At 35.0% G+C, this 22,156-nt stretch carries 21 protein-coding genes; 8 read left to right on the top strand and 13 right to left on the bottom strand.

Annotated features, from left to right (window positions below; translation table 11 throughout):
- The first annotated feature begins 108 nt into the window (after positions 1 to 108).
- The 5 genes from plsY (at position 109) to nrdF (ending at position 5,197) form a co-directional block, all read left to right on the top strand.
- On the top strand, positions 109 to 750 hold the full coding sequence (plsY, locus tag IAE52_RS00705; RefSeq protein WP_010905665.1) for a glycerol-3-phosphate 1-O-acyltransferase PlsY: 642 nt from the start codon (positions 109 to 111) through the stop codon (positions 748 to 750).
- A 173-nt stretch (positions 751 to 923) separates the two neighbouring features.
- Positions 924 to 1,142, top strand: a complete 219-nt coding sequence (locus IAE52_RS00700; protein ID WP_012897612.1) for a redoxin NrdH — start codon at positions 924 to 926, stop codon at positions 1,140 to 1,142.
- Between the two features lies 1 nt (position 1,143).
- Positions 1,144 to 1,566 (top strand): class Ib ribonucleoside-diphosphate reductase assembly flavoprotein NrdI, encoded by a 423-nt coding sequence (gene nrdI, locus IAE52_RS00695; protein WP_003130968.1) that lies wholly within the window; start codon positions 1,144 to 1,146, stop codon positions 1,564 to 1,566.
- Between the two features lie 135 nt (positions 1,567 to 1,701).
- Positions 1,702 to 3,870 (top strand): class 1b ribonucleoside-diphosphate reductase subunit alpha, encoded by a 2,169-nt coding sequence (gene nrdE, locus IAE52_RS00690; RefSeq protein WP_033900033.1) that lies wholly within the window; start codon positions 1,702 to 1,704, stop codon positions 3,868 to 3,870.
- Positions 3,871 to 4,219: 349 nt separating this feature from the next.
- Positions 4,220 to 5,197, top strand: a complete 978-nt coding sequence (nrdF, locus tag IAE52_RS00685; RefSeq protein ID WP_012897610.1) for a class 1b ribonucleoside-diphosphate reductase subunit beta — start codon at positions 4,220 to 4,222, stop codon at positions 5,195 to 5,197.
- 102 nt (positions 5,198 to 5,299) lie between these two features.
- Here nrdF and ftsX read toward each other — a convergent pair whose 3' ends face one another.
- The 3 genes from ftsX to prfB all read right to left on the bottom strand — a co-directional run bounded on the left by ftsX (position 5,300) and on the right by prfB (position 8,346).
- Positions 5,300 to 6,235, bottom strand: a complete 936-nt coding sequence (gene ftsX, locus IAE52_RS00680) for a permease-like cell division protein FtsX (protein WP_033900035.1) — start codon at positions 6,233 to 6,235, stop codon at positions 5,300 to 5,302.
- Complete coding sequence (gene ftsE / locus IAE52_RS00675) at positions 6,228 to 6,920, bottom strand: cell division ATP-binding protein FtsE (protein ID WP_003130964.1); 693 nt, start codon at positions 6,918 to 6,920, stop codon at positions 6,228 to 6,230. Before ftsE ends, ftsX begins: the two co-directional genes overlap by 8 nt.
- Positions 6,921 to 7,248: 328 nt before the next feature.
- Positions 7,249 to 8,346, bottom strand: coding sequence for a peptide chain release factor 2 (gene prfB / locus IAE52_RS00670; protein WP_003130963.1), 1,098 nt, complete (start codon positions 8,344 to 8,346; stop codon positions 7,249 to 7,251).
- A gap of 116 nt (positions 8,347 to 8,462) precedes the next feature.
- On the opposite strand from prfB, the gene IAE52_RS00665 reads away from it, so the two are divergent.
- A complete protein-coding gene (locus IAE52_RS00665) occupies positions 8,463 to 9,368 on the top strand; it encodes a metallophosphoesterase (RefSeq protein ID WP_058211987.1) in 906 nt (301 codons plus the stop codon).
- A gap of 164 nt (positions 9,369 to 9,532) precedes the next feature.
- Positions 9,533 to 10,063 (top strand): DUF402 domain-containing protein, encoded by a 531-nt coding sequence (locus IAE52_RS00660; RefSeq protein WP_003130958.1) that lies wholly within the window; start codon positions 9,533 to 9,535, stop codon positions 10,061 to 10,063.
- A gap of 58 nt (positions 10,064 to 10,121) precedes the next feature.
- Here the strand turns inward: IAE52_RS00660 and IAE52_RS00655 are convergent, their stop codons facing one another.
- The 4 genes from IAE52_RS00655 to IAE52_RS00640 all read right to left on the bottom strand — a co-directional run bounded on the left by IAE52_RS00655 (position 10,122) and on the right by IAE52_RS00640 (position 14,055).
- A complete protein-coding gene (locus IAE52_RS00655; protein WP_109990834.1) occupies positions 10,122 to 10,889 on the bottom strand; it encodes a formate/nitrite transporter family protein in 768 nt (255 codons plus the stop codon).
- Positions 10,890 to 11,032: 143 nt separating this feature from the next.
- Positions 11,033 to 11,404 carry a hypothetical protein gene (locus IAE52_RS00650; protein ID WP_109990833.1) on the bottom strand — a complete coding sequence of 124 codons (372 nt, stop codon included), beginning with the start codon at positions 11,402 to 11,404 and terminating at the stop codon, positions 11,033 to 11,035.
- A 139-nt stretch (positions 11,405 to 11,543) separates the two neighbouring features.
- Positions 11,544 to 13,166, bottom strand: a complete 1,623-nt coding sequence (locus IAE52_RS00645; RefSeq protein WP_109990832.1) for an ABC transporter permease — start codon at positions 13,164 to 13,166, stop codon at positions 11,544 to 11,546.
- Positions 13,167 to 13,176: 10 nt separating this feature from the next.
- A complete protein-coding gene (locus IAE52_RS00640) occupies positions 13,177 to 14,055 on the bottom strand; it encodes an ABC transporter ATP-binding protein (protein WP_109990831.1) in 879 nt (292 codons plus the stop codon).
- Between the two features lie 155 nt (positions 14,056 to 14,210).
- Here IAE52_RS00640 and IAE52_RS00635 point away from each other — a divergent pair, with 155 nt between their 5' ends.
- On the top strand, positions 14,211 to 14,768 hold the full coding sequence (locus IAE52_RS00635) for a TetR/AcrR family transcriptional regulator (protein WP_033900039.1): 558 nt from the start codon (positions 14,211 to 14,213) through the stop codon (positions 14,766 to 14,768).
- 43 nt (positions 14,769 to 14,811) lie between these two features.
- Here IAE52_RS00635 and whiA read toward each other — a convergent pair whose 3' ends face one another.
- From whiA to pfkB, 6 genes are all read right to left on the bottom strand, one after another.
- Positions 14,812 to 15,729 carry a DNA-binding protein WhiA gene (gene whiA / locus IAE52_RS00630; protein WP_015426241.1) on the bottom strand — a complete coding sequence of 306 codons (918 nt, stop codon included), beginning with the start codon at positions 15,727 to 15,729 and terminating at the stop codon, positions 14,812 to 14,814.
- Between the two features lie 103 nt (positions 15,730 to 15,832).
- Entirely contained in the window at positions 15,833 to 16,816 is a 984-nt protein-coding gene (yvcK, locus tag IAE52_RS00625) for a YvcK family protein (RefSeq protein WP_033900040.1), read from the bottom strand.
- Entirely contained in the window at positions 16,813 to 17,700 is an 888-nt protein-coding gene (gene rapZ, locus IAE52_RS00620; RefSeq protein WP_012897599.1) for an RNase adapter RapZ, read from the bottom strand. Before rapZ ends, yvcK begins: the two co-directional genes overlap by 4 nt.
- A 79-nt stretch (positions 17,701 to 17,779) precedes the next feature.
- On the bottom strand, positions 17,780 to 19,225 hold the full coding sequence (gene cls / locus IAE52_RS00615) for a cardiolipin synthase (protein WP_010905657.1): 1,446 nt from the start codon (positions 19,223 to 19,225) through the stop codon (positions 17,780 to 17,782).
- 86 nt (positions 19,226 to 19,311) lie between these two features.
- Entirely contained in the window at positions 19,312 to 21,216 is a 1,905-nt protein-coding gene (locus IAE52_RS00610) for a fructose-specific PTS transporter subunit EIIC (protein WP_003130940.1), read from the bottom strand.
- Entirely contained in the window at positions 21,216 to 22,133 is a 918-nt protein-coding gene (gene pfkB / locus IAE52_RS00605; RefSeq protein ID WP_058211991.1) for a 1-phosphofructokinase, read from the bottom strand. The genes IAE52_RS00610 and pfkB overlap by 1 nt, the downstream gene beginning before the upstream one ends.
- Between the last annotated feature and the right edge of the window lie 23 nt (positions 22,134 to 22,156).

Raw genomic sequence — 22,156 nt, 5'->3', positions numbered from 1 at the left:
GTAAGTGAAGATGTTTCAATATTGTCAGTAATCTTTATTAAAAATATGATATAATTGTACAGTTAAAAGAGATTATCGATTTTAAACGAAATAAACTTCGGAGAACTTATGCTTACTATTATTCTTCTTCTCATTGCCAGCTATCTTTTAGGGGCAATTCCATTCGGCTTATGGATTGGCAAGATTTTTTTCAAAAAAAATCTCCATGACTATGGCTCAGGAAATACTGGAACAACCAATACTTTTAGAATTCTAGGTGTAAAGGCAGGAATTTCAGTTTTTGCTTTTGACTTACTAAAGGGGACACTTGCTACTCTTTTACCCCTTTTCTTCCATATCAATGGTGTTTCACCTCTAATTTTCGGTCTTCTTGCTGTCATTGGACATACTTTTTCAATATTCGACCGCTTTAAAGGTGGTAAAGCTGTTGCAACTTCTGCTGGTGTGATTCTTGGATTTAGTCCGCTCTTCTTAATTTACCTTCTTGTTGTCTTTATCATTGTCCTATGGCTTTTTAGCATGATTAGTCTCTCTAGTGTGATAGGTGCTGTATTTGCTTTATTGGGAATTCTTATTTTCCCTAGCATCGGATTTATTCTTACTTCCTACGACCTTTTATTCTCAATTATTATTTTTGTTTTAGCAATTATTATTATTTTACGACATAGAACAAATCTCAAAAGAATCAAAAATCATTGCGAATCCCTTGTCCCATTTGGTTTAAACTTATCAAAACAAAAAGAAAAATAGCACAATATGTTGTGTTATTTTTATAATTTTACATAATTCAACACAATATCTAGTATCTTTAATTTGACTAGATATTTTTTTTACGATAAAATAAGACTATAAAAAGTCGAGAAAAAGTCAAAGACTTTTTACTCTCACTAATAAAATACGTTTGTCCTCAAAGGAGATTTAAAATGGTTACAGTCTATTCTAAAAACAATTGTATGCAATGCAAAATGGTCAAAAAATGGCTCTCAGAACATGAAATTGCCTTCGATGAAATCAATATCGATGAACAACCTGAATTTGTTGAAAAAGTGATTGAAATGGGATTTCGTGCTGCACCTGTCATTACTAAAGATGACTTTGCCTTCTCTGGTTTCCGTCCTAGCGAATTAGCAAAGTTGGCTTAATATGAAACTTGCTTATTTCAGTGTGACTGGGCAAACACGTCGCTTTGTTTCCAAAACAAACTTACCAAATGTCGAAATCAGTCCTGACGATGATATAGAAATGAATGAACCTTTTCTTTTGATAACGCCAAGTTATGCCGAAGAATCTCCAACTGTTTCTAAATCAATAGATGTTATGGACCCTGTTTTTGACTTTATGGCTTATAATGATAATTATAAACATTGTCTAGGAATTATTGGTACAGGAAATCGTAATTTCGCAGGTATTTATATTTTTACTGCTAAAGAACTTTCTGCAAAATACCAAATTCCGCTTTTATATGATTTTGAGTTTAATGGTACACCAGCCGATGTTGCTGCTGTCGAAAAACTCGCTACACAGCTTGACAAAGGAGCGAAAGTCACCTTCAAAAATCCGCTGTGATTTTATGGCTTCACCCTATTGAGTGAAGCCTCTTTATTTTTAACTTTTTATTTCTATTAATTAGTTTGAACTTATTATAATATTAGAGTTCATCCCTCTGTTCTTTATGGTTGAACGCTTTAAGAAAGGTCACTTATGTCTCTAAAACAACTTAAAGATGTAACTTATTTCAAGCTTAATAACGAGATTAATATTCCCGTTAATGGTAGCATTCCTCTTGCTAAAGATAAAGAAGCAATTACTGCTTTTTTTAAAGAAAATGTCGAACCTAATCGTTATGAAGCCGATACATATATCGATAAACTCAATTGGCTCGTTAAAGAAGAATATCTAGAAGCTGAGTTTCTTGAAAAATATAAACCCGAATTCATTACCAATCTTCGTAAAGAATTGAGTAAATTTGAATTTCATTTTGATTCATTTATGGCTGCTTACAAATTTTATAATCAATATGCCATGAAAAACAATGACGGTTCTCTCTATCTTGAAGATTTTGAAGACCGTGTGTTAATGAATGCTTTATACATGGCTGACGGCGATGAAAAATTAGCTAATAATCTTGCTTTTGCAATGATTAATCGTCGTTATCAACCTGCGACTCCGACTTTTCTAAATGCTGGACGTAAGCGTCGTGGTGAATTTGTTTCTTGTTTTCTTCTACAATTAACTGATGATATGAATTCAATTGGACGAACAATTAACTCTGCCTTGCAACTTTCTAAAAATGGTGGTGGTGTTGGTCTAAACTTGACTAATTTACGTGCTGCTGGTGCACCTATCAAAGGTTACGATGGAGTGGCAGCTGGTGTCGTTCCTGTCATGAAACTTTTTGAAGACGCCTTTTCTTATGCCAATCAATTGGGGCAACGTCAAGGTGCTGGTGTTGTTTATTTATCACTATTCCATCCAGATATTATGGAATTCTTGTCCACTAAAAAAGAAAATGCGGATGAAAAAATTCGTGTTAAAACACTCTCTCTTGGGGTTACTGTTCCTGATAAATTCTATGAATTGGTCAAAAAGGGAGAAACAATGTATCTCTTTGAACCATATTTTGTTGAAAAATATTATGGCAAACCTTTTGCCGAAGTGGATATCACAGCTGAATATGACAAAATGGTAGCCAATCCAGAAATTCGTAAAACACCGATTAATGCCCGTGAACTTGAACAAGAACTTTCAAAACTTCAACAAGAATCTGGTTATCCTTACATCGTAAATGTTGACACAGTCAATCAAGCTAACCCTGTTGATGGTGTAATTTCAATGTCTAACCTTTGTTCTGAAATTTTGCAAGTCCAAACGCCTTCTGTTTTGAACGATGACCAAACTTATAAGGTTGTTGGAACTGACGTCGCTTGTAACTTGGGTTCAACTAATGTTTTGAATATGATGACTTCTAGCAATGAATTTGGAACTTCTATTGAAGCAATGGTTCGCGCTTTAACTTTCATCTCCGAAACTTCAAACCTCGATACTGTTCCAACTGTTCGTAAAGGTAATGATGAAATGCATGCGATTGGGCTTGGAGCAATGGGCTTACATTCTTTCTTAGCACAAAATCAAATTCATTATGACAGCAAAGAAGCCGTTGAATTTACTAGTGTTTATTTCATGTTGTTGAACTATTATACTTTAGTGGCTTCAAATAAATTAGCTGTTGAAAAAGGATCTAGCTTCAAGAATTTTGAAAAATCTGCCTATGCTGATGGTTCTTATTTTGATAAATATTTAACACATGATTATTTTGCAGCTGTTTCTCCTAAAGTTCAAGAACTTTTCAAAGGGATTGCTGTTCCAACAATTGAGGATTGGACTGCTTTACGTGAGACAGTAAGAACTTCTGGACTCTATAATTCATATCGTATGGCTGTGGCTCCAAATGGTTCTATTTCTTATATCAATGACTGTTCTTCTTCTATTCACCCAATTGTCAATCGCATCGAAGAACGTCAAGAAAAGAAAGTTGGGAAAATTTATTATCCAGCTGCTGGACTTGCCACTGAAACAATTCCTTATTACAAATCAGCTTATGATACAGATATGCGTGCAGTAATTGACGTTTATGCAGCTGCTACAGAACATGTTGACCAAGGTTTGTCACTCACTTTATTTATGCGTTCAACTTTACCTGAAGGTCTCTATGAATGGAAAGTGGCAAATAATAAAATGACAACTCGTGACTTGTCTATTTTGCGTAACTATGCTTACAAAAAAGGAATCAAAACAATTTACTACATTCGTACATTTACTGACGACCAAGAAGAAGTCGGTGCTAACCAATGTGAAAGTTGCGTTATTTAATACAACAGAAGCATTGGTGCTAAAGCATCTATTGCTTCTACGGAAGCCGCTAAGACGGACTTTCTATTTTCTTACTTGTTTTCATTCATTAAAGTATCATCAATGAATGAAAATGGGGTAAGCATTTGCGAAATGTTCTAAAACGATTATTGACATTAACTTTTGATAAATTATCGAAAGTTTTTGGTCTAATGAGTCCCTATTTTTACTGACAGCTTCGTTGGTAAGTGAAAATTTACTGACAGAATTCATGACTAAGCTAAAAATACTGACAGTATTTTCTGTCAGTAAATAAATGAGAGAAAGGAATTGAGTTTGCCCTTTTTAAAGCAGGCTCATATCTTAAAATATGTCTGAAACTGAAAATCTTACTGTACCCACTTATTACAGTGCCATTGATTGGAATTCTATTGAGGATTCTATTGACAAATATACTTGGGAAAAATTAACAAGTCAATTTTGGTTAGATACTCGTGTTCCTGTATCTAACGATTTAGATGATTGGCGTAAACTTCCTCAATTGGAACGTGATACCTTTGCTAAGGCCTTTGCTGGTTTGACATTGCTTGATACTTTGCAATCTGTTGATGGTGCTGAAGTGCTCAAACATGATGCAAGAACACCTCAAGAAATTGCCTGTTTCAACAATATCCAATTTATGGAATCTGTTCATGCAAAGTCTTATTCAACAATTTTTTCAACTCTAAACACAAAAAAAGAAATTGAAGAACTTTTTAATTGGGTAGATACCAATGTTTATATGCAAACAAAAGCCGAAATCATCAATAAAATTTATGAATCTGGTACTCCTTTGCAAAAGAAAGTGGCTTCTGTTTTCCTTGAAACTTGCCTCTTCTACTCTGGTTTCTATACCCCTTTGCGCTATCTTGGAAATAACAAAATGATTAACTCAGCGGAAATTATTAAATTAATTATTCGTGATGAGTCAGTTCACGGTACTTATATTGGTTACAAATTCCAACTTGGTTTTAATGAGTTATCTGAAGATGAGCAAGGTGAATTCCGTGATTGGATGTATGAATTGCTTTATCAACTTTATGAAAATGAAGAAAAATATTCTCATTTACTTTATGACAAAGTTGGTTGGACTGATGAAGTTTTAACTTTCTTGCGTTATAATGCCAATAAAGCTTTGATGAATCTTGGACAAGATCCACTTTTCCCTGATACCGCAGCAGACGTTAACCCAGTGGTTATGAATGGAATTTCAACTTCGTCATCAAACCACGACTTCTTCTCACAAGTTGGTAATTCATACCTTCTTGGTGAAGTGGAAGCCATGTCTGATGAAGATTATGATATCTAATTAAACAAATTTAAGAGTCTGTCAGTAAATAAGTAAAAACTTATTTACTGACAGCTTTTTTTAGCAAAAAAAAGAGAAGATTTAACTTCTCTTTTAATTTTATTAAATTTTAAGGAAACGACGCATTGATAAGAGGGCTCCAAATGAACCAATCAAAATACCAATCACGGCCATCAATCCAACTATTGCAGGAATGAATTGATTTGTCGCATACATTTCAAGCTTTTGTGATTGAAGACTTGGTGTCAAGCTAACAAAAGCAAGGCGGTAAGCCCAAGCAACAATAAGTCCTGGAATAATTGAACCTAAAAGTCCAACCCAAGCGCCTTCCAAGAAGAAAGGCCAACGGATATAACCATTTTTAGCCCCAACCAGACGCATAATTTGAATTTCACGTTGTCTTGATAGAATAGTAATTCGAATGGTGTTAGAAATCAAGAAGACAGCAACGAAAATTAACAGAATAGCCGCTGCAGTTCCCCAAGTTCGAATTCCCTGAGCAATTTGGAAAAGTTTTGCAGTATTTGCACCACCATAAGTAGCTTTTTCAATTCCTGAAAGTTTTGATATTTTTGAAGTGACTGATTTTACATTTGCTGGTTTATCAGCTTCAACAATATAAGCATCGTAAAGTGGATTGGCATCACCTTTAAAGAGATTCCAGTTATTTCCTAAGGCCTTTGTTAGTTCTTTCAACTGAGCTTCTTTACTTGAAAAAGTAACAGTTTTTACATTAGGAACTTTTTTGATTGAATCGTAAATCTTCAGGTGGTCAGGATTATTGATTGTTTTTTTATTATCTTTTGGATCTTGAATTTTTGTCTCTTGATCATGAACATCTAATTTCATGTAGGCAACAATCCGAACATTGTTTTCAATCCCATTAGATATTTTTGAAGTATTCAAGATAACTGAAAGGAAAAGTCCAACTAAAACTAAAGTAATTGTTACTGATGAAACAGCCGCAACTGTCATCCAACCATTACGTTTTAAGTTTTTGAGCGACTCCAAAAGGTGTTTGAAGAAATTTCTAATCATCGTAGCCGTAAACTCCTTCCTCTTGGTCGCGGACAATTCGTCCGTTTTCAATTGCGATAACACGGTGTTTTAAAGTGTTAACGATTTGGCTATTGTGGGTTGCCATCAAAATGGTTGTCCCTTGAAGATTAATTTTTTCAAGCAGATTCATGATTTCCCAAGAGTTTTCAGGGTCTAAGTTCCCTGTAGGTTCATCAGCAATCAATACTTTTGGTGCATTGGCAATTGAACGAGCAATTGCTACACGCTGCTGTTCCCCACCTGAGAGTTCATTTGGAAATGAACGAATTTTGTGTTTCAGACCAACAAGGTCAAGCACTTCATTCACTCGTTTTTTAATTTCACGAGGACTTTTCCCAATAACTTCCATGGCGTAGGAGATATTTTCAAAAACAGTTTTCTTTGGCAAAAGTTTATAGTCTTGGAAAACAACTCCAACAGAGCGACGAAGCATTGGCACATCACGACGTTTTAATTTAGATAAATCATATTGCGCAACTGTTCCAGAACCACGGTCAATCTTTAATTCACGATAAAGTAGTTTGATAAAGGTCGATTTCCCGGCTCCTGATGGACCAACGATATAGGTAAATTCTCCCGGCTCAATTTCAAGCGAGATATTACGCAAAGCCGTTGTTCCATTAGAATATTTCTTGGAAACGTTGCTTAATTTTATAATACTCATAGTACCTTTCCTATGCTAGATTTTTCTTCCAAGTCCTAACAAACGTTAGGACTCATCCGTAAAATCCATTTTTTTAATCACTATGGATGTTTTTAAATTCTGCTCTCAAAAAACAAGAAAACGGGCACACACGTACCTTTTCTTTTTTTTCTAAAATAACAGAACTTTTAGCCCTACTGACAGCTTCATAGAATGAATCCATCAATTGAACTCTTATAATTATATCAAAATAAAAGTGCTTTAGGTGGCACTTTTATTTTATAACCTTTTCATTAATAACTTTAATGTTTCGTAAACATTTCAAACATACGAAACTTTAATTTATAATCTACAAGTTCCAACGGAGATAGGCATTTATAAACCCGTCCAATTCTCCGTCCATCACATTTGAAATTTGTCCAGTTTCATAACCAGTACGCGTATCTTTAACTAATTGATAAGGCATGAATACGTATGAACGAATTTGACTTCCCCAAGAAATTTCTGATTGGTCGCCACGAAGTTCATCAACTTCAGCTTGCTTTTTATCCATTTCTAATTGATAGAGTTTCGATTTCAGCATAGCCATCGCTTTATCCCGGTTACCATATTGCGTTCTATCCATTGTAGATTGCACAACAATTCCCGTTGGGATGTGAGTCAAACGCACACCAGTAGAGACTTTATTGACATTTTGTCCACCAGCTCCACCCGAACGGAAAGTATCCATTTTAACATCGGCATCACGAACATCTACTTCAATAGAATCGTCCAACTCAGGCATCACATCAACTGAGGTAAATGAAGTATGACGACGATTGGCTGAATCAAAAGGTGAAATACGTACTAAACGATGTACTCCTTTTTCTCCTCGCAAAAAACCATAAGCATTTCGTCCAACAAATCGAAGGGCAACTGATTTCAATCCGGCAACATCTCCGTCTTGATAGTCGAGAATTTCAACCTTAAATCCATGTGCTTCGCCCCAACGAGTGTACATCCGCATCAACATTGAGCCCCAGTCCTGCGACTCTGTTCCCCCAGAACCTGGGTGAATTTCAAGAACAGCATTCATATGGTCATAAGGTTGATTGAGCATAATTTCAAGCTCATAAGATTCAATTTTTTGACCGAGCGCAATTGTCATTTCCTCTAACTCAGCTTGCATCTCTTCGTCAGCTTCTTCTTGAAGCATCTCAAGCATCGTTTGCGCTTCCTCAAGCATATTATTCATCGCTTGATAATTGTCATACTTGGCTTTCAAAGCATTTGATTCATCAATCACTTTTTGAGCCGCTGCTTGATCATTCCAAAATTCAGGTTGTGCCATATCGTTTTCTAAAAGAGCTATTTCTTCTTCCAAACGCTCAAGATCTAATGATTCCCGAAAGCCATTAATCTTCTCAGCATATCCTTCAAGTAAATTTCTAATTTCTGATAATTCCATAGTAGCATTATACCATATTCACCACTTATAAGCCTAAAGTAAGCTATTCAATAGATAAGGATTCATCAAAAATTTATTTATTAGATAGAACTTCTATCACATGCTATAATTTCATTATGACTAAAAAAAGACGCTTGGCTGTGATTTCTGATTTTCATATGGATTCTAATCATTTTTCTCAAGAAGAAATTGATATTTTTCTGTCTCTTTTAAAGGATTTAAAGATTACAGATTTACATTTTGCTGGTGATATTTCAAATGATTTTCACGGAATTTCCGAACCATTTTTCAAGCAAATAGAATTACTGACAGAGCTGTCAGTCACTTACAATCTTGGAAATCACGATATGGTTGGTCTTTCTGAAGAAGAAATTTCTGTCAGTAATTTTCAAGTAAAAACTTTTGCTTCTACTGCTTTTGTCAGTTTCCACGGTTGGTATGATTATTCTTTCATGACTGGAAAAATTGATATAAAAAAAATCATAGCTTTTAAAAATTCATTTTATTTTGATAGAAAAATTCATCGTCAATTTGATGATATCAAGATAACAAATCTTGAATTACAGAAATTAGAAAAGTTACTGACAGAACTATCAGCAAATCCTAAGATTGATAAAATTATTGTCAGTACCCATTTCGTTCCTCATCAGCAATTTATCATTAATACTCGTTATGAAAAATTTGCCCGATTTAATGCCTACTTAGGTTCGCAACATTTTCATGAAACCTTTAAGAAATTTCCCAAAATCAGTGATGTTATTTTTGGTCATCTTCATCAAAGACGCTTGCCATTAACTTTTGATAAAGTCCTCTATCACGCTCATCCACTAGGCTATCCTTATGAATGGCAGATGATTAATCACTTTTTAGAAGAATATCCACAGTATCAAATTGCCGAAAACTGGCATTTGCGCAAAAGATACAATGCGATTCGCAAAAGTTCCGATTGGTTAAAATTTCGTAAAGCCCATTTGCGGGAAGAATTTCAGTCTGCCTTGACAATTTTTGACTTGGATGACTAATATTTCTTGATAGTATAAAAACACAGTTCTACTACATAAAAATAAAAAAATCCGAACAATTATTAGTAATTTATTGCTTAAACTAAACATTTTTACTGTAAATTTCATTTAAAAAATGGTATATTAATAGATGAGAACTTTGAATTGAGAAAGAGAGAATAGCCTTGAAAATTCCGAAAGAAGGCGACTTCATCACGATTCAAAGCTATAAACATGATGGGAATCTTCATCGCACTTGGCGCGATACGATGGTTCTAAAAACAAATGAAAATTCAATTATTGGAGTAAACGATCACACATTAGTGACAGAATCTGACGACCGTCGTTGGGTGACACGCGAACCTGCCATTGTTTACTTCCACAAAAAGTTTTGGTTTAACATCATTGCTATGATTCGTGAGGAAGGCGTTAGCTACTACTGCAATCTAGCGAGCCCCTTCGTCCTCGATAACGAAGCGCTGAAATATATTGATTACGACCTTGACGTGAAGGTCTTCAAAGATGGAGAAAAAAAATTACTCGATGTTGAAGAATATGAACGCCACCGCCGCAAAATGCACTATCCAAAAGAAATTGATCATATTCTAAAAGAAAATGTCAAAATTCTTGTTGACTGGATTAACAATGAAAAAGGACCTTTTTCTAAAGAGTACGTCGAGATTTGGTACAATCGTTATCATCAGTTAAAAAAATAGTTACTGACTTTCTGTCAGTAACTTTTTTTATTTATTCTTGATTTTTAAGTTCTTCTTGTTATCTAGCCTGTCTACGATACCCTAAACTGTAAAAACCAGCTACAAAAATTGATCCACCTAAGAGATTTCCAAGATAAACAAACAAGAAATTATGAGCAAAATCTAGCCAGCTCGCTCCATTTTCAAAAATTGCTGCAGGAATAACAAAAGCATTTGCAATACTATGTTGAAAACCAATCGCAACAAAAGCCATCACTGGAAACCAAACGGCCAATATTTTCCCTGCCGCATCCTTTGCTCCGTAACACATCCACATAGCTAAACCAACGAACCAATTACAACCAATCCCTGATAGAAATTCTTGTGACCAACTCGCATTAATCTTTGCTTGAGCCAAACTCAAAAGTTCCGTCTTATAATCTCCTGTACCAGTCAATCCTACGAGATGTCCAAAGACGAAAGCGACAAAAATTGCTCCAATCACATTAAACAAAGTAATAATCAACCAATTTTTAAGCAAATCACTCAAACTTACCTTTTTAGCAAATAATGAAGTTGATACAGCTGTCATATTTGAAGTGATTAACTCACCACCTCCCAATAAGATAACAATTAAGCCAATTGGAAAGACACTTGCTCCGATTAAGCTCGCAAGACTTCCTAATTCCTCAGCAACGGAAGCTACTACTCTAATATAAAGTAAATAACCAAAGGAAATCATTGCTCCGCCAATAAAACCAAGCACAGCTTTTTCTAAAAATGGACGTTTAATTTTTTCCTGACCGTGGTGAATGGTCGCAGATAAAATTTCTGCCGGATTCATCATGATAATTTTTCTCCTGAAAGCGTATTTATAAAATAACTCATTCATTCTATCATAAATTTCTTATTAATGCTAAGAAATACTGTAAAATCAGGCTTATACGACATTTTGTTGTTCATTTTACAATTTAAAAGTCAAGCTATTCGCTATTTACTTCCTAATATATCATTCATAAAATCTGCAACTGAACGGCTAGTATTTTCCAATGCTTCAGTTGAATTATTATATAGAGCGTATAATTCACCCTTATTCAGTTTATTATCTTTCTTATTTAACTCTTCTTCTACCACCTCATCAATCGCCTTCTCTTTATCAGGTGACGATATAATTATATGGGTATTCTTCGCAAAATTATCTAAACTTTTCTCATTTACTTCATTGTTTTTAGGATTCAATATTTTAGGTGTGACTGCTTTAGTGGCCAAGACTCCCAGCTCACTCCCCGGTTTTTTTAGATAATTAAAAGCGCCAAATGTCAATACACTTGCAAGACCAGCAAAAATAATAATTTTTTTCATAATTCTCCCCTAAATCTTAATTTATATATATTTATTTTACTATACTTAGTAAGTACTATTCTTACACTTTTGAAAGTAATCTATAAAATATCAATTTTCATAAAAAAAACTATCAATTATGATAGCTTTTTTATTTATTTTACCCAGTGATTAAATCGCGTCTTCTATAAGCTCCAAAGCCAAGTAAAATTAATAAAACAGATAAAATCAATATGAATAAAACGTTAGAAAGATTCATTTTCTCAACTGGCAATTTAGGAATATAGTTATAAATACTTAAATTTTCAAGCCATTTTGGCAAAGATAATAATTTTCCAAGATAAGTCATAAAAAGTAAGAAAGCAAGATATACCCAAATTAATTCTGCCAAACGAGGCACAAGCCCAAGTAACAGACTAAGTATTGCTAAAACAAATATGACAGCAACAAGCCAAATCATGCCAGATTTCATAATTTCTAAGAAGCTCAAAGCATTTTTATTACCCAACTGTTCAATAAATATTCCAAAAAGCGCTAAAAACTGAGCTAAAATTACTGACAGAATAGCTGTCAGTAAATAAGTGGAATACACTTTTAGTCGTGAAAGTGGTAAAGCATAAAGAGCTTCCAGACGATTTTTTCTTTCCTCGCTCACCATTTTTGTCAGTAAAATTACACCAAACGCTGCGATTAAGATTGACAATATCGAAAACAGAGTGACCATGAAGTTTCCTCTAATCGCACTCGCTGCCGTTTCATTCCCAACAAAAAGCTCCTTAACGGTTTTATTACTTGAAATAAATTGGTCCATTTGTCCAAACATTGAACCATAAACTAAGCCCAGAACAAAACTTGCCAAAAGCCAACCGATAATCATCTTTTTTTCAAGATTCAAAACGAGACCAGGAAATCCGAAATGTCCCTTTTTCCCATGAAGTCGCGCCTTTCTTTCGGGAAAATACCCCACTCCCACATCTCTTTTAAGCTCTAGGATATAGGATATTCCTAAAAGTAGAAAAGCTAAGAGAAAAGTCAAAAAGACAGCTAACCAATTTTCATGACCTTTAACATAAGGAAAAGCTAGATAAGACCAAGACAGAGGATTGAACCAACCTATGGAAAGATTTATTACATCTGTTAGCATTCGAACAATATATAACAAACCCAGTAAACCGAATGTCATCCCTTTAGTTGTACTTGCTTCAGAGAAAATTTGACCGAAAAGTAAAGCAAACATTCCCCAAAGGAAACCCTGAGCACTTGTTGTGAAAGCAAATAGAAAATTACTTTCTAAATGATCCAAGCCAGCCACGTTTTGGGCCTCTATTGAAAGAGCTAATAAGATAGCCATTATTAAATGTAAGAGCAAAAGTTCCATGACTAAAGCAGTCGTATTTGCCAATTTTCCAATAGAGTAAGACCGAAAAAGTTCTGTAATCCCATCATCTTCTTCTTTTCTGCTTCGATTAACAACATAAATAATCGAAATAATAGCGAAAGTCAGCCCCGTAATTAAAGTCATGGTTTGACCAAAAATCGGCCCCAGACTATAATTAGTTGGATTATTTATTGGAGTTGGTCCAAATAATCCGACCATTGCTGGATTTTTGACAAACATTGTATAAAGAGTACTAGCCGTCTCCGGATTCGAGGCAACTTCCATTTTCCCTGCCCCTGAAGCAGCAAAAGCAAGCATTCCTAAAATCCAGAAAGCTAACTTAAACCAATCCCTTTTTATTAAAGTCTTAAATAAAACTCCTGTATTATAAAGTGGTTGTTTCATAGTAATCCCCCTATTGATAATGTCGCATAAACAGATCTTCAAGTGTTGGTGGTGTGGCTTCCAGCTTCTTTACCCCATAAAGTAAGAGTGTTTTTAAAATTTCATCTATTGCATCTGAATCGGCTTGAAATGTCGCTTCATTCTCTTTAATTTGTAAATCATGAACAGAAGATAATTCTTTTAAGCCAACAGCTTCTTGTTCCGTTTCAACTTTATACTGATATCTGGTCAAATGTCGCAAGTCATCAAGTGTGCCTGTTTCAACAATCTCTCCTTTTCGGATCACCGCTACCCTATCAGCTAATTTTTCAACTTCTGATAAAATATGACTTGATAAAATAATTGCTTTGCCAGCAGCTTTTAGTGCTTTTACTTCTTCTTGAAAAACTGCTTCCATAAGTGGATCCAAACCACTCGTTGGCTCATCAAAAATATAGAGCTCAGCCTCAGTTGCTAAAGCAGCAATGAGCGCAATCTTTTGTCGATTTCCTTTAGAATAAGAGCGAACTTTTTTCTTAGGATTTAAATCAAACTTTTTAATTAATCGGTCTCGTTTTTCTTGATTGATTGCTCCATGAAGTTTTAAAAATAAATCAATCGTTTCTCCGCCAGATAAATTTGGCCAAAGGTAAACATCCCCTGGAACATAAGCAATTTTTTTATGAATCTCAATTGAATCTTGCCAGACATCCTTACCAAAAATTTGAACTTTTCCTTGGGTCGCTCGAATGATTCCAAGCAAAATTCTAATTGTTGTTGATTTCCCAGCACCATTAGGGCCAATATAGCCAAGAACTTCTCCAGCATTTACCTCAAAAGAAACATCTTTTAAGGCTTGAAATTGACCAAAGTTTTTTTGAAGTCCTTTTACCTCAACTAGCTTATCCATCTTTCTTCCTCCTGAATTTTATCCTCTATTATCATAAAATGTACTGAATCATTACTTATAGTTCATATTGTACGCTTACATTTGAAATAGTTCAAGAAAAAAGCTATAATTTTTGATAGTAAATACCCAATCCAATCAAGTTGAAAGGAACTTTTATGAATCAAACAGAAAAAAAGAAAAAAGCGATTCTAGAAACCACTTTTCACTTATTAAACCAAAAAACAATTAGAGAAATTACCGTTGACGAAATTGCCCACAAAGCAGACGTTTCAAAAGTGACACTCTTTAAATATTTTCATAGCAAAAATCAATTGATTAACCAGGTTATTAGGCAAAATCTCAATCAATTGTCTATGGAAATTAAAACTCTTATTGAAAGTAATTTAGATTTTAATCAGACTTATCAAGCAATTCTTCAATTAAAAATTCAGCAACTTGAACATTATCAGCCGATTTTTTCAGAAAACATGATGACTCAATATACAAATAGTCCTGAATTACTAGATGATGATGCCCTTTCTTTACAGAAGCAGATTTATCTATTTCTTTTTCAAAAAGGCCAGGCGGAAGGAAAAATTTCTAGTGATTATAGCCAAGAAGATTTTCTTCTGATTTTAAGTATTTTCAATTCAGGAATGAAAGGTTTATCAATGAATTTACTTATAGAAAAAGCTGAAATCGTTTCTCGTTTTTTCCTCAATGGGTGGAAATAAGACAAAGTATAAAAAAACTAGCAAGAATATCTAGCTAGTTTTTTTAATTCTCAATTTTTCTTAACTCATTAGCTTGTTCAACAAGTTTTCTAAGTCGGTGATTTACTCCAGACTTCCCTAAAGGGGGTTCAAGCAACTCTCCCAACTCTTTAATTGTTGCTTCAGGATTTTCTAGACGTACACGAGCAATTTCCTTTAAATTCTCTGGAAGTTGTTCTAATTCTTTTCTCTCATTAAGAAATTTAATAGCATTAATTGCTTCTTGAGCCGCCATAACTGATTTAGCAATATTAGCATTTTCAAAATTGGACTGCCGATTAGCTAAACCACGCATTTCACGCATAATCTTCGCCTCTTCAAATTTCAATCTTGCTTTCATCGCTCCAATTAAAGTCAAGAAATCCATTATTTCTTCAGCTTTTGATAAATAGAGTATCCAGCGATTTTTCCTTTCAATAACGCGCGCATTTAAACCAAAATCTCGAAAAATTTCTTGTAAATCTTCCGCATGTTCCTGATATACACTAGCAATTGATAACTGATACTCACCTTTTTCAGGATTATGGAGAGAGCCTGCCGATAAAAAAGCACCTCGTAAATAGTCCTTTTTGATAAATTCATCATTTTTAACAAATTCTGGCACACCATTATCCAACATCAACGAATCTGCTAAACTTAATTCATCTAATAATTCACTCGCACCCTCAGTTATAAAAACCGTATAAACCCGATTTTTAGAGAGCGTAGTCTTTTGATGAACACGAATTTCAGCATGAACATCGTAGAGTTCTCTTAACATTTGATAAATATATTTAGCAGTTCCAGCATTTTCAGTCGTAATTGATAAAGTTAATCCATTAAAAATACCCACAGAGCCATTCATTCTGACAAGTGCCAAAAGTGCTCCAGTTGTTGCTAAATTACTTGTTAATTCTTTTTTTACATCACTTGTGAAACTCATAATTCTTTCTATACAGGACAGGATATTTTTTCCCTGCTCTATTCTTTCTGTCAGACTTTTTTCTTATAAAAATTTACTGACAAACACTCTGTCAGTAAATTTTTTAATGTCTAAACTCTTGCCTTTGTGAAATTGCGACAATTTCTTTAGCAACAGCTTCACCATTATGAAAGGCTCCGCCGTCACGAAGTTCAAGGAAGTTATTAGAGATAACGTTGACCTCTTCTGCTTTTAATGCCTCAAAATCATGGTCAACTTGAACCAGATATTCATCAAATTTATTCGTATTCATGTATTCTTCAGGAACTTCTTGAATATTCACCAAGACAGTATCAATCACTTTTGTCCCAATATGTTCATTTAATACTCGAACATGGTCAGCATCTGAAAAACGTTCTGTTTCCCCACGCTGAGTCATGATATTACAAACATAGACAATTTTAGCCGAGGTTTTCCAAAGAGCCTCGCAGATTTCTGGAATAACGATATTAGGTAAAATCGAAGTAAAAAGTGAGCCAGGTCCCAAGACAATGGTATCTGCTTCCATAATTGATTTCACTACATTTTTGGACGCAACTGGACTATCACCACTAGCTGTTTGAGTTAAATAAACATGGTCAATCAATCCCTTATAGCTAGCAATATGACTTTCACCTAAGACCTCATGACCATCCTTAAAAACAGCATGTAAGGTCAACGCGGCATCAGACGAAGGATAAATTTTCCCTTCCACATGAAAAAATTGAGCTAATGTTTGAATTGCACGATAAGTTGAACCCTGCATTTCAGAAACTGCTGCAATAATTAGATTACCCAGAGGATGACCAGCTAATTCACCATCAGATTTATCAAAACGATATTGTAAAATATCAGCATAAAACTTGGGCATATCTGACATGGCAATCAATACATTACGCAAATCACCTGGCGGTGCAATATTCACCGCTGAACGAATTCGCCCAGAAGACCCACCATCGTCTGCCACAGTTACAATAGCCGTTAAATCAATTTTTTCTTTACGAAGTGCTTTTAAGACAACTGGAATTCCAGTTCCTCCACCAATAACTACAACTTTTGGATTGCTCATGAACGATTTACCGTTTCCTTTCTACGGTCTTTATCTCTATGACTGACATTGAGATGCCATTTATCCTTCAAAGCCGCAGAGACTCTTTCAGCAAAGGCAACCGACCGGTGTTGACCACCCGTACAACCAAAAGCGATTGTTAAAACTGATTTACCTTCTTTTTTATAAGCTGGAAGAATTGGAACTAACATTTTCATCAAATTTTCATAAAATTCTTCCGACTGTGGATGTTCCATAACATAGTCATAAACTTCTTTATCTGTTCCGTTTTTATCACGTAATTCAGCAATATAATGCGGATTTGGCAAGAAACGGACGTCAAAGACTAAATCGGCATCTAAAGGCAAGCCATACTTAAATCCAAATGACATAACTTCAATTCTAAATGTAGATTCCGTACTAGAAGCAAATTTTTGTAAAATTCTTGCTCGGAGATTTCTTGGAGTCAATTCGCTTGTATCAATAACCACTTCTGAAAGATTTTTTAAATCAGCTAAAATTTCACGTTCTTTAGTAATTCCATCAAGCGTTCTACCATCAATAGCAAGAGGATGACTTCTTCTAGTTTCCTTATATCTTGAAACCAATTCAGTATCATTTGCATCTAAAAATAAAAGTTTGAAATTAACAGACCCGTTATCAGTCAATTCAGTCACAATACTTTGAATATCTTCAAAGAAAGCGCGTGAACGCATATCGACAACCAAGGCAACTTTATCAATCTTATTATCTGGTGTATTCAAAAGGCCCACAAATTTTTCAATTAAATTTGGTGGCATATTATCTACCGTGAAATAACCCATGTCCTCAAAGGATTGAATGGCAACCGTTTTACCTGCCCCAGACATCCCTGTAATAATAACAATATTGAGTTTATTCTCCATTTCTCTCCTCCATTTTCATCTTACTCTTTTAAATTTTTTCTTCAATAAATCTTACTACTTCAATTTTTAATAATAGGTATCAAAGCATTGGTGCAATTAAACGAGCTAAACCTTCTTTAAAACGAACTAACTTAGAACGTTCTTCATAACGCTCTAAAGTTAATGGACGGCTCAATTTCAAATCCTTCATAAAATCATTTCGTAATTTTTGAGAAATGTCATAATCATAGATAACAACATTAGCTTCAAAACATAATTGCAAACTTCGATAATCTAAATTAGCTGACCCAACTGAGGCATACTCTCCATCAATAATTAATGTTTTAGAGTGAACAAATCCATTTTCGTAAGTATAAACTTTCGCGCCATATTTAACTAAATCAGCAGCATGGAAATAAGTCGCCCAATAAACCAGTGGATGGTCCGGCTTATTTGGAATCAATAATTTAACCTGTACACCCGATAACAATGCTAATTTTATAGATTCATGTAAAGCATCAGACGGAATATAATAAGGGGTTTGAATGATAATTTCTCGCTCTGCACCCGAAATCATCTTCATGTAAGTTAATTTGATTTGCTCCTTGTCCTCATCTGGTCCCGAAGTCACAAGTTGAGTCGCTACATGACCTTCAACAATCGAATCTGGGAAATAAGGCTCTCCCTCGGTCACTTCAAAATGATGTTGAGAATTCCAGTCTAAAATAAAACGATGTTGTAGACTATAAACAATATCACCAGTCAAACGTAAATGATTGTCACGCCAATAGCCAAATTTCTTTGTAATTGAAGCATATTCATCACCAACATTAAATCCACCCGTGTATCCAATAATTCCATCAATAACTACAATTTTACGGTGTAAACGATAGTTTGTTCGTGGATTAACTAAAGGCATAATTAATGGAAAAAATTGCGCTACATGCCCACCAGCCTCCTGAAGTTCTTTAAAATTAGACATTTTTGTTTTATTTGAACCCCAAGCGTCAATTAAAAGTTTAACTTCGACTCCTCGTTTTGCAGCTGCAAGTAAAGCATCATAGATTTCATGACCCATTCGATCCATCCGAAAAATATAATATTCCATATGAACGTGATGTTTTGCTTTATTAATATCATCAATCAGAGCATTAAATTTCTGACGTCCATCATTGAAGATTTTCACACCAGTATTTGTTGAAATAATTGATTTTTCTTCAACATAAAGCATATGAATCAACTGACCAATTACATGATTTTGTCTCATTTTTTTAATAAATAATCGATCTGTGTAAGATTTTTCAGCATGTTCTAATTGTTTTTCAAAACCCAACTGAAACCTTTTTCGGTCTTTAAAAATACGATAATGCGAAATGCCACGTCCAATGAGTAAATATAAAATAAAGCCTATGATAGGCAGTAAATTAACTACAAAGAGCCATGACCAAGTTGCCGCTGTTGATTTTCTTTCCCTAAAAATAATGACAAAGGATAATATAACATTAAGGAAAAAAAGCGCCAGCTCAAAAAGTGCAATAAAACTCAAAATAATCTCTCCCAATCCCCCAGTTTACTTCCTCTATTATATCAAAAAAAGCGGTATTAAACCGCTCTTATTATTCTCATTCATTTTTATTTTGCTTTTTTCAATGCACCAAATAATAGGCCTGAAACAATTGCGCCAATCAAGATGAACAAGAGATAAAGTAAAGGATTGTTTGTCAAAGCGAGAACGAAGACTCCACCATGTGGTGCCATCAATTTAATGTTTGCCATACCAGTCAAACCACCGGCTACTGCTGCTCCAATCATAAATGATGGAATTGCGCGTGCGGGGTCAGATGCACCAAACGGAATTGACCCTTCAGTGATGAATGAAAGCCCCATAACGATATTTGTCAAACCAGCATTGCGTTCTTCTTTAGTAAATTTATTTTTAAACAAGATAACAGCGACTGTAGTTGCGAGTGGTGGAACCATCCCACCAGCCATAACGGCAGCCATTGTTACTGAACCACCAGTTGAAACTGTTGCTGCTAAAGTACCAGTTGCAAAGATATAAGCAGCTTTGTTAATTGGACCCCCAAGGTCAATAGCCATCATTCCACCAACAACTAAACCAAGTACAAGGGCAGATGCTCCTGATAGACTCGCTAAGAAGTTAGAGAGACCGGTATTAATTGCTGCCATTGGGATATTGACAAAGAGCATTAGGAAACCTGTAATAAATGTTCCAACTAATGGATAAATCAAGATAGCTTTAATTCCATCAAGTGAACGAGGAAGTTTTGCAAAAGCTTTACGTAAAAGGATAATGACACCACCGGCAAGGAAACCACCAACTAGGGCTCCTAAGAAACCAGACGGAATCATTTTAGCAGGATCTAAATGACCAAATGCAAGACCAGAAGATGCCATAGAACCAGCGACAAAACCAGCAACTAAACCAGGTTTATCAGCAATAGAGTTGGCAATGAAACCAGCTAGAACGGGTAACATAAAGGCAAAAGCTGCACCACCAACATTTTTAAAGTAAGCTGCTAAAGGATGATAAACTCCTAGATTAGCCAATTGACTTTGAGGAACTCCCATTGCTTGGTCAATCAAGAAAGCAAGAGCAATAAGTATCCCACCACCAACAACGAATGGAAGCATTGCAGAAACCCCACCCATTAAGTGTTTATAGAATGCTTTTCCTAATCCACCAGATGCTTCTTCTTTTACTTCATCAGATCCGTCTGCTTCATAAATTGGCGCTTTACCTGACAGTGCACGATTAATTAATTCTTCCGTATCTCGGATGGCATGCGCAACTGGAACTTGAACCATTTCTTTACCAGCAAAACGATTCATTTCAACTTTCTTATCCGCAGCCACAATAACAGCATCTGCTTTTTGGATATCAGCTGCACTTAATTTATTATCAATTCCACGCGCACCATTGGTTTCAACTTTAATTCCAACGCCCATTTCCAAGGCTTGTTTTTTAAGCGCTTCTTCAGCCATATAAGTATGAGCAATACCCGTTGTACAAGCCGTTACAGCTACAATATAATGTTCAGCATTTTCAACAGTCTTAATTTCTTCTTGTTTTTCAGAAAAAAGCTGAATGACCTCTCTTGGATACTCAACTTTTCTCAAACGATCTTGGAAACCGTCTTTAAGAAGATAAGTTGAAAGTTGTGCTAAAGCTTCCAAGTGAGTATCATTAGCACCGTCTGGTGCTGCTATCATGAAGAAAAGATTGACAGGTTGTCCATCTAATGCGGCGTAGTCAACACCAACTTTTGATTTTGCAAAGAGAACGACTGGCTCATTGACCGCTGTATTTTTACTGTGAGGCATTGCAATTCCGTCGCCAAGTCCGGTTGAAGTCTGTGCCTCACGGGCCATAATTCCTGCTTTAAAAGTTGCGAAATCATTGACATAACCTTCAGAAACTAATTTATTGACCATTTCATCAATAACGGCTTCTTTGCTAGTTGCTTGGAGGTCAAGAATCATAACCTCTGTTTTAAGTAAATCTTTTATTTCCATCATTTCACCTCTGAAATATTAACTTTTTTATAAATTTCTTCCAAAAATGCTCGGCTTGGCATATCATCTGAGAATGCCTTTGAAGTTCCACAAGCGATTGCTTGTCTAAATGCTAATAGCGGGTCTTTAGACTGGCTATATTCAGCTAAAAATCCTGCAACGGTCGAATCACCAGCACCAATAGAATTTTTTAACTCTCCTTTAATCCCTTGAGCAAAATAAACTTTCTCATTTGTAAAGAGGAGTGCTCCATCACCAGCCATTGATACGATAACATTTTGAGCACCCATTTCTAAAAGTTTTTGACCATAAGGAATGATTTGCTCATTATTTTTGAAGCTTGTTTCAAAGATTGCTTCTAGTTCTTCTCGGTTTGGTTTAATGAGTAGGGGATGAGCAGGAAGCGAATCAAGTAATTTTTGACCATCAACATCCATGACAAAAGTTGCTTTTTGCTTTTGGACTTTATCAATCAAACGCTCATAGAAATCTTCACCAAGACTTTTAGGGATTGTACCTGCAAAGACAACGATATCATCTTCTTTCAAATGATCAAATTTTTCAAGAAAATGATTAATTTCACTTTCTTGAAGTTTTGGTCCAGCCGCATCAAGACTTGTTTCGTTTTCCTGACTTTTCAGCTTGACATTAATTCTTGTCAAATCTTCTATTTCTGTGAAATCCGAATCAATCTGATTCTCATTTAAGAAATCTTTAATATATTGACCAGAAAATCCACCTAGAAAGCCTAGTGCCTTGCTTTTGGCACCTACAAGACTTAGCATGCGACTTTCCATAATTCCTTTACCACCTGCTGAAATCTGTGTTTTCCCTGTTCGGTTCACCTCACCAAGTGCTAACTCTTCATAATTCATGAAGTAGTCAAGTGCTGGGTTGAGTGTTACTGTATAAATCATAATTCTCCTTTATGTAAGACGTA

Source organism: Lactococcus sp. S47 (assembly GCF_016517475.1).
Lineage (GTDB): Bacteria > Bacillota > Bacilli > Lactobacillales > Streptococcaceae > Lactococcus > Lactococcus lactis.
The sequence above is the reverse complement of the archived record's forward strand: the minus strand, read 5'-3'. Positions and strand labels throughout refer to the sequence as shown.